Raw genomic sequence first — 7742 nt, 5'->3', positions numbered from 1 at the left:
GCGAAGGCGGCCTGTACAGCACATCAATACTTACTGAATTGCTATAAACCTCGATTGCGCCCCAATCAAACCTTGCGCAAACATCACAACGATCAGCGATCTCCAGCGCAATAAAATCCCGCAAAAACCCGCTTTCCGAGTATTCCTCTCAATTTTTTCCGACTGCTTGCCATCCTCTCCCCTCGCGGTTAGGGTTGAAGGCATGAAAACCTCTCACACCCTCATTCAGCTTCGCCAGCACCGCAGCCTGTGCCTCGTCAGCGCACGACTGCCAGGCTGAATCGCTGCGCCTCGTCCCACGCTTTTCCAAGAACATTCGTAACACCGGCAGGCCGCCTCTTTTCGGCCCAGACAATAAGGAATTTCCCGATGAGCATGCTCAAAGATCCGTCTTCGAAATACCGCGCGTTTCCCGTCATCAACCTGCCGGATCGTACCTGGCCGTCGAAAACCATCGACGCCGCGCCGATCTGGTGCAGCTCCGACCTGCGTGACGGCAACCAGTCGCTGATCGAGCCGATGGACGCGGCGAAAAAGCTGCGCTTCTGGAAGACCCTGGTGCAGGTGGGCGTGAAGGAAATCGAAGCGTCGTTCCCGGCTGCTTCGCAAACCGACTTCGACTTCGTGCGTACGCTGATCGAAGAAGGCCACATCCCGGACGACACCACCATTCAGGTGCTGACCCAGGGCCGTGAAGACTTGATCGAGCGCACCTTCGAATCCCTGCGCGGAGCGAAGAAAGCCATCGTTCACCTGTACAACGCCACTTCGCCTTCTTTCCGTCGCATTGTCTTCAACCAGGACAAGGACGGCATCAAGGCCATCGCGGTCAACGCCGCCAAGCTGTTCGTCAAGTACGCAGCGATGCAGCCAGACACCGAGTGGACCTTCGAATACTCGCCGGAAACCTTCAGCGCCACCGAACTGGAATTCGCCAAGGAAGTCTGTGACGCGGTGATCGAGGTGTGGAACCCGACGCCTGAGCACAAGATGATCCTCAACCTGCCCGCCACCGTTGAATGCGCGACGCCGAACGTCTACGCCGACCAGATCGAGTGGTTCGGGCGCAACATCAACCGTCGTGACAGCGTGATCATCAGCCTGCACACCCACAACGACCGTGGTACCGGCGTCGCCGCTACCGAGCTGGGCCTGATGGCCGGCGCGGATCGCGTCGAAGGCTGCCTGTTCGGCAACGGCGAGCGTACCGGTAACGTCGACCTCGTCACCGTCGCACTGAACATGTACACCCAGGGTCTCGACCCGCAGCTGGACTTCTCCGACATCGACGGCGTGCGCAAAGTGGTCGAGGAGTGCAACCAGATTCAGGTTCACCCGCGTCACCCGTACGTTGGCGACCTGGTGCACACCGCGTTCTCCGGCTCGCACCAGGATGCGATCCGCAAGGGCTTCTCCCAGCAGAAACCGGACACCCTGTGGGAAGTGCCGTACTTGCCGATCGACCCGGCCGATATCGGTCGCAGCTACGAGGCGGTGATTCGCGTCAACAGCCAGTCGGGCAAGGGCGGCATCGCTTACTTGCTGGAGCAGGAATACGGCATCAGCCTGCCACGTCGCATGCAGATCGAATTCAGCCAGGTCGTGCAGCGTGAGACCGACCGTTTGGGTCTGGAGATGACCGCCAAGCAGATCCACTCACTGTTGATCAGCGAATACCTGCAAGCCAACACCCCGTATGCGCTGGTCAGCCATCGCCTGCAGGAAGAAAACGGCAACAGCGCCGTCGAAGTGGAAGTGGCGAGCAAAGGTCAGGGCGAAACCAACCTGCACTGGCGTGGCAAGGGCAACGGTGCGCTGGAAGCACTGGTCGCCGGCCTGCCGATTCCGGTGGAGATCATGGACTACAACGAACACGCGATCGGCGCGGGCACCAACGCCAAAGCAGCGGCTTACATCGAACTGCGGGTGAACGGCGAACGTGCGGTACACGGTGTGGGCATCGATGAAAACATCACCACTGCCAGCTTCAAGGCGCTGTTCAGCGCGCTGAACCGCTCGCTGAGCCAGCCTGAGGCGAAAGCGGCGTAATCGATCGCTGAAATGCAAAAGGCCCCGGAGTGCGAACTCCGGGGCCTTTTTGTTGAAGATCAAAAGATCGCAGCCTTCGGCAGCTCCTACATTGTGATGTCGTACGCCATGTAGGAGCTGCCGAAGGCTGCGATCTTTTGCTTTTCAGGTGAACTCAAATGTGTCGGCATCCAGATTCGCTGGAAAGCGTTCACGATAAGCCGCCAATGGTGCGGCTTCCAGAACCACCTTGAACACGCCGTCCGCCTCCCCCGCCGCCAGCAAGGTTTCACCCTGGAAATCCAGCACCTGACTGTCACCGGTGTAAGCGAAGCCCTTGCCATCGGTGCCGACGCGATTCACCGCCGCCACATAGCAAAGGTTTTCGATAGCGCGTGCCGGCAACAGGCGATTCCAGTGCAGACGCCGCGCACCCGGCCAGTTGGCGGTGTACAGCAGCAGATCGGTGTCCTGGGCATCGCGGCTCCACACGGGGAAACGCAGGTCGTAGCAGATCAGCGGGCGAATCCGCCAGCCCTTGAGTTCGAACTGCACCTGACGCTCGCCGGGTGTGTAGTGGTTGTGCTCACCGGCCATGCGGAACAGGTGACGCTTGTCGTAATGCAGCACTTCGCCGTCCGGCCGCGCCCACAGCAGGCGGTTGCGATGGCTGCCGTCGGCGGCCTGAATGATCACGCTGCCGGTAATCACTGCATTGAGCTTCGCCGCCTGAACCCGCAACCATTTGCTGGTCGGGCCATTCTCGGCTTCGGCGAGGGTTTCGGACTCCATGGAGAATCCGGTGGTGAACATTTCCGGCAGGATGATTAAATCCGCCCCCTGGGCCTGCTCCAGCAACACCTCGAAATGCTCAAAGTTGGCCTGGCGGTCATGCCAGGCCAGGCTGGTCTGGATCAGCGCAAGATTCAGATCGGGCAACGCACTCAAATCACGCATAGTTTTGCCGCTGCTTCGCGCAGCGTCTCCTCGCGTTTGGCAAAGCACAGGCGCACCAGGCGCTGGCCTTGCGGTGGGTTCTGGTAGAACACCGACACCGGGATACTCGCCACGCCGTGTTCGCGGGTCATCCACATGGCCATCTCGACGTCATTGAGATCAGGGCGAATCTGCGAGTAATCGACCAGTTGGAAATAGGTGCCGGTGACCCGGGTAAAACTGAAGCGCGACGGCGCCAGCAGATCGCAGAACAGATCGCGCTTGGCCTGATAGAACCCCGGCAGTTCTTCGACGTGTTCCGGGTGCTCGACCATGTAATCGGCCAGCGCGTACTGCAACGGCGTGACGCCGCAGAAACTGACGTACTGGTGCACCTTGCGCAGTTCGGTAGTCAGCGCGGGGGGCGCGACGACGTAACCGGTTTTCCAGCCGGTGACGTGATAGGTCTTGCCGAACGAGCTGACCACGAAGGCGCGCTGATACAGCTCTTCATGGGCCAGCACGCTGACATGCGGCACGCCGTCGAATACCAGGTGTTCGTAGACTTCGTCGCTGATCAGGTAGATGTCGCGACCACGGATCAACTCTGCCAGTTGATCAAGCTCGGCACGACTGATCAGCGCGCCGCTCGGGTTGTGCGGGGTGTTGATGACGATCATTTTCGTGCGCGGGCTCAGGGCCGCGGCGAGCTGGTCGAAATCGATGGAGAAGTCGTCCGGGTTCAGCTGCACATGCACGCAACGACCGCCCGCCAACTCCGTCGCCGGTTCGTAGCTGTCGTAGCACGGATCAAACACGATGACTTCGTCGCCGCTGTGGATAACCGCCTGAATCGCACAGAAGATCGCCTGGGTTGCGCCCGGGGTTACGGTCACTTCGTTATCAGCATCGACGTTGACGCCGTAACTACGAGCGATTTTCGCCGCAATCTGCTCGCGCAAGGCCGGCAGGCCGGTCATCGGTGAATACTGGTTATGACCACTGGCGATGTGCCGAGCGACCGCGTCACGCAGGGACTGTGGGCCGTCGAAGTCAGGAAAACCCTGGGACAGGTTGATCGCTCCGGTTTGCGCCGCGAGCTGAGACATCTGCGTGAAAATAGTGATGCCGACATTCGGCAGCTTACTGGTGATCATCGGGGGTTCCCTGCTCAACACCCGGCTCTGACGACGGCGCGGGAGAGCCCGAGGATAGCCCATCCGGCGCCCATAAAAAAAGGGCGCTCTGGTGAGCGCCCTTCTTATCGCCGAACCCATGTAGGAGCTGCCGAAGGCTGCGATCCTTTGATCTTGTCTTTGAAGCAAAATCAAAAGATCGCAGCCTGCGGCAGCTCCTACACGAAGTGATAAATCACTTCTTGTCGCGGCGCTTCTTGCTGGCTTTCTTGTTGTGCGACATCAAGCGACGCTTCTTGTTGACCTGGCGGTCGGTCAGCGTGTTCTTGTTGCCTTCGTACGGGTTCTCGCCGCCCTTGAACTCGATGCGGATCGGCGTACCGACCAGCTTCAGCACACGACGGTAAGTGTTTTCCAGATAGCGCACGTACGACTTCGGCACTTTCTCGATCTGGTTACCGTGGATCACGATGATCGGCGGGTTCGCACCACCCAAGTGAGCGTAACGCAGCTTGATCCGGCGGTTGTTGACCATCGGTGGCGCGTGCTCGCCCACCGCATCTTCCAGAATCTGGGTCAGACGGTTGGTCGGCCAGCGGGTGACCGCCGATTTGAACGAGTTCTGTACGGACGCGTAGAGGTTACCCACGCCAGTGCCGTGCAGGGCCGAGATGAAGTGGATGTCGGCGTAGTCAACGAAGAACAGCCGACGTTGCAGCTCGACCTTGACGAAGTCGCGCTCGCTCGGCGTCATGCCGTCCCACTTGTTGATCGCGATCACCAGTGCACGACCGGATTCGATCGCGAAGCCCAGCAGGTTGAGGTCGTGATCGACCACGCCTTCGCGGGCGTCCATCACGAAGATCACCACGTTGGCGTCTTTGATCGCCTGCAGGGTTTTGACCACGGAGAATTTTTCGACTTCTTCGTGGATCTTGCCGCGCTTGCGCACACCGGCGGTGTCGATCAGCGTGTACTTCTCTTCATTCCGCTCGAACGGGATGTAGATACTGTCGCGGGTGGTGCCGGGCTGGTCATAGACGATAACCCGATCTTCACCGAGCATGCGGTTGACCAGGGTCGACTTGCCGACGTTCGGACGGCCGATGATGGCGATCTTGATCCCGTCTTTTTCGCTCGGGCCAGGAATGCGCTTGGCTTCCTCGCCTTCGGCAACGATCTCTTCCTCGCCTTCTTCCGGCTCTTCTTCGTCTCTGGGGAAATCACCCAGGGCGATTTCCAGCAACTGGGTGATACCGCGACCGTGGGCACCGGCGATCGGGATCGCGTGGCCCATGCCCAGCGGAGCGAATTCAGCGCGGGCCATTTCCGGGTCGATGTTGTCGACCTTGTTGGCGACCACGTGAGAACGCTTGTTACGCTTGCGCAGGTGTTCGGCGATCATCTGGTCGGCGGCGGTGAAACCGGCCTTGGCATCTACCAGGAACAGCACAACATCCGCTTCTTCAATGGCCAGCAGCGACTGCTCAGCCATTTTTTCGTCCATACCATGCTCGTCACCGGAGATACCGCCGGTGTCGACCAGAATGTAGGAACGCCCTTGCCACTTGGCCTCACCGTACTGGCGATCACGGGTCAGACCGGACAAGTCGCCGACGATGGCGTCACGAGTCCTGGTCAGGCGGTTGAACAAGGTGGACTTGCCGACGTTCGGTCGGCCCACCAGGGCGATTACGGGAACCATGCGGCTCTCCACTTCGTTATTTCAGAAAATACAAAAGCCGCTGCGAGGCAGCGGCTGGTGCTCGGGGCAACACTGCGGAAGTGAACAGGTCCACTTCCACAAGTGAAGCTGCCTGGGGTGTTATCCCCAAGCATAGTTGTTACTTGATGGTCAGGGCTTCCAGTTTGCCGCTGTTGCCATAGACATAAATCGTGTCACCCACCACCAGCGGACGGGCACGCAGGCCGTCGCTGTCGATGCGCTCACGGCCGACGAAACGACCGTCAACCTGACTCAGCAGGTGCAGATAACCTTCCAGGTCACCCACTGCAACATAGCTGGAGAACACTTCCGGAGCCGACAGTTGACGGCGAGCCAGCGAGTCGTTGCTCCACAGTGCTGTGGTGGAACGCTCGTCGACGCCTTCAACAGTGCCCGAGGACAGGCTCACGTAAACGCTGCCGAAACCCTGAGCAATACCGGCGTAGCTCGACGCATCGCGCTGCCAGAGTTGACGACCGCTTTCCAGATCCAGTGCCGCAACGCGACCCTGGTAGCTGGCGACGTACAGCGTCCCGCCGGACAACAGCAGACCGCCGTCGATGTCCACCACGCGCTCCAGTTCCGAACGGCCTTGCGGGATCGCAATCCGTTGTTCCCACACCGGCACGCCGTTGGAAATATCCAGAGCGACCACTTTACCGGTCGACAGGCCAGCCACCGCGAGGCGGTTGGTCACGAGCGGAGCACTGGTGCCACGCAGGGTCAGTACGGCTGGCGTGCTGTCATACACCCAGCGCTGGGTACCGGTGGAAGCATCCAGACCGATCAGACGATCGTCCTGAGTCTGTACCACTACCACGTCACCGTTGTTGGCCGGCGGCGCGAGAACTTCGCTGTTTACACGAGCACGCCACTTCTCTTCACCATTGCTGGTGTCCAGAGCGACGACTTCGCCACGCAGCGTACCGATCAGAACCAGACCGTAACCCACGCCAACAGCGCCGGAGACAGGCAGATCAAGATCCTGCTTCCACTTCACGTCGCCATTGCTGCGATCCATGGCCATTACCACGCCGGTCACATCAGCGGCGTAGATGGTGTCACCGTCGATCGCCGGTACGAGCATGTTGTAGGTTTCGCCCTGACCGTCACCGATCGAACGACTCCACTGCTTGTGCAGAACCACTTCTTCTTTGAAGTCGGTCAGTTCAGCCGGTGGCAATTCTTTCTTGCTGTTGCTGCTGCAACCCGCGGCCAGAAGGGCCAGAGCCAGCAATGCTGCATGCTTCCAACGGATCACGTCACGCATCCCCTTTGGCCAGGTCGTCGAGCTTGATTTGAAGGCCACCGACCGCCGCTTCATCCGACAGTGCCGCCTTGGCTTTTTGATACGCCTTGTTTGCGTCATCGGTACGGCCCAGCTGCACCAGCAGGTCGCCCTTGAGTTCTTCGCGAGTGGCCAGGAACGCTTTGTCGGCATCGCCGTCGAGCAGTTTCAGGGCATCTTCAGCCTTGTTCTGCGCGCCGAGCACCTGCGCCAGACGCTGACGGGCGATTTCGCCCAGCGCCGGGTTGGCCGGTTTGTCGACAATGGCTTTGAGTTCGGTCGCGGCGTCATCCAGCTTGCCGCTGTCGACCGCCACTTTGGCCACGAACAGGCTGCCGTACTGCGCGTAGGCAGAACCGCCGAACTCGCTGTTGAGCTTGCCGGCCAGATCCGCAACGCGGGCCGCATCAGGCTTGCCGTCAGGCGTCAGCGTGGTTTCCAGCAGTTGCTGATAGAGCACCGAGGCGCCTTGCGACTGGTTGCTCTGGTATTTGTGATATGCCTGCCAGCCGAACACGATGACCAGCGCCAACAGGCCGCCGGTGACCAGAGGTTTGCCGTTGCGTGTCCACCAGTCCTTCAAATCCGCCAACTGTTCGTCTTCGGTACTCGACACCCCAATACTCCT

6 protein-coding genes are annotated in these 7742 nt (G+C 60.0%); 1 reads left to right on the top strand and 5 read right to left on the bottom strand.

Annotated elements, in window-relative coordinates; all coding sequences use genetic code 11:
• The first annotated feature begins 369 nt into the window (after positions 1-369).
• Positions 370-2049 (top strand): 2-isopropylmalate synthase, encoded by a 1680-nt coding sequence (gene leuA / locus M9827_RS16980; RefSeq protein ID WP_250606278.1) that lies wholly within the window; start codon positions 370-372, stop codon positions 2047-2049.
• Between the two features lie 144 nt (positions 2050-2193).
• Here leuA and M9827_RS16975 read toward each other — a convergent pair whose 3' ends face one another.
• The 5 genes from M9827_RS16975 to M9827_RS16955 all read right to left on the bottom strand — a co-directional run bounded on the left by M9827_RS16975 (position 2194) and on the right by M9827_RS16955 (position 7730).
• On the bottom strand, positions 2194-2985 hold the full coding sequence (locus M9827_RS16975; protein ID WP_250606277.1) for an amidohydrolase: 792 nt from the start codon (positions 2983-2985) through the stop codon (positions 2194-2196).
• Complete coding sequence (locus M9827_RS16970) at positions 2973-4121, bottom strand: pyridoxal phosphate-dependent aminotransferase (protein ID WP_250606276.1); 1149 nt, start codon at positions 4119-4121, stop codon at positions 2973-2975. The genes M9827_RS16975 and M9827_RS16970 overlap by 13 nt, the downstream gene beginning before the upstream one ends.
• 214 nt (positions 4122-4335) lie before the next feature.
• Positions 4336-5805: a ribosome biogenesis GTPase Der gene (gene der / locus M9827_RS16965; RefSeq protein ID WP_250606275.1), complete on the bottom strand. Its 1470-nt coding sequence runs from the start codon at positions 5803-5805 to the stop codon at positions 4336-4338.
• A 139-nt stretch (positions 5806-5944) separates the two neighbouring features.
• Complete coding sequence (gene bamB / locus M9827_RS16960; protein ID WP_108226539.1) at positions 5945-7096, bottom strand: outer membrane protein assembly factor BamB; 1152 nt, start codon at positions 7094-7096, stop codon at positions 5945-5947.
• Positions 7089-7730: a YfgM family protein gene (locus M9827_RS16955; RefSeq protein WP_038362971.1), complete on the bottom strand. Its 642-nt coding sequence runs from the start codon at positions 7728-7730 to the stop codon at positions 7089-7091. The genes bamB and M9827_RS16955 overlap by 8 nt, the downstream gene beginning before the upstream one ends.
• Positions 7731-7742: the final 12 nt, after the last annotated feature.

Source organism: Pseudomonas sp. AKS31, from assembly GCF_023634765.1.
Classification (GTDB): Bacteria; Pseudomonadota; Gammaproteobacteria; order Pseudomonadales; family Pseudomonadaceae; genus Aquipseudomonas.
This window is presented reverse-complemented; position numbering and strand designations above follow the sequence as displayed.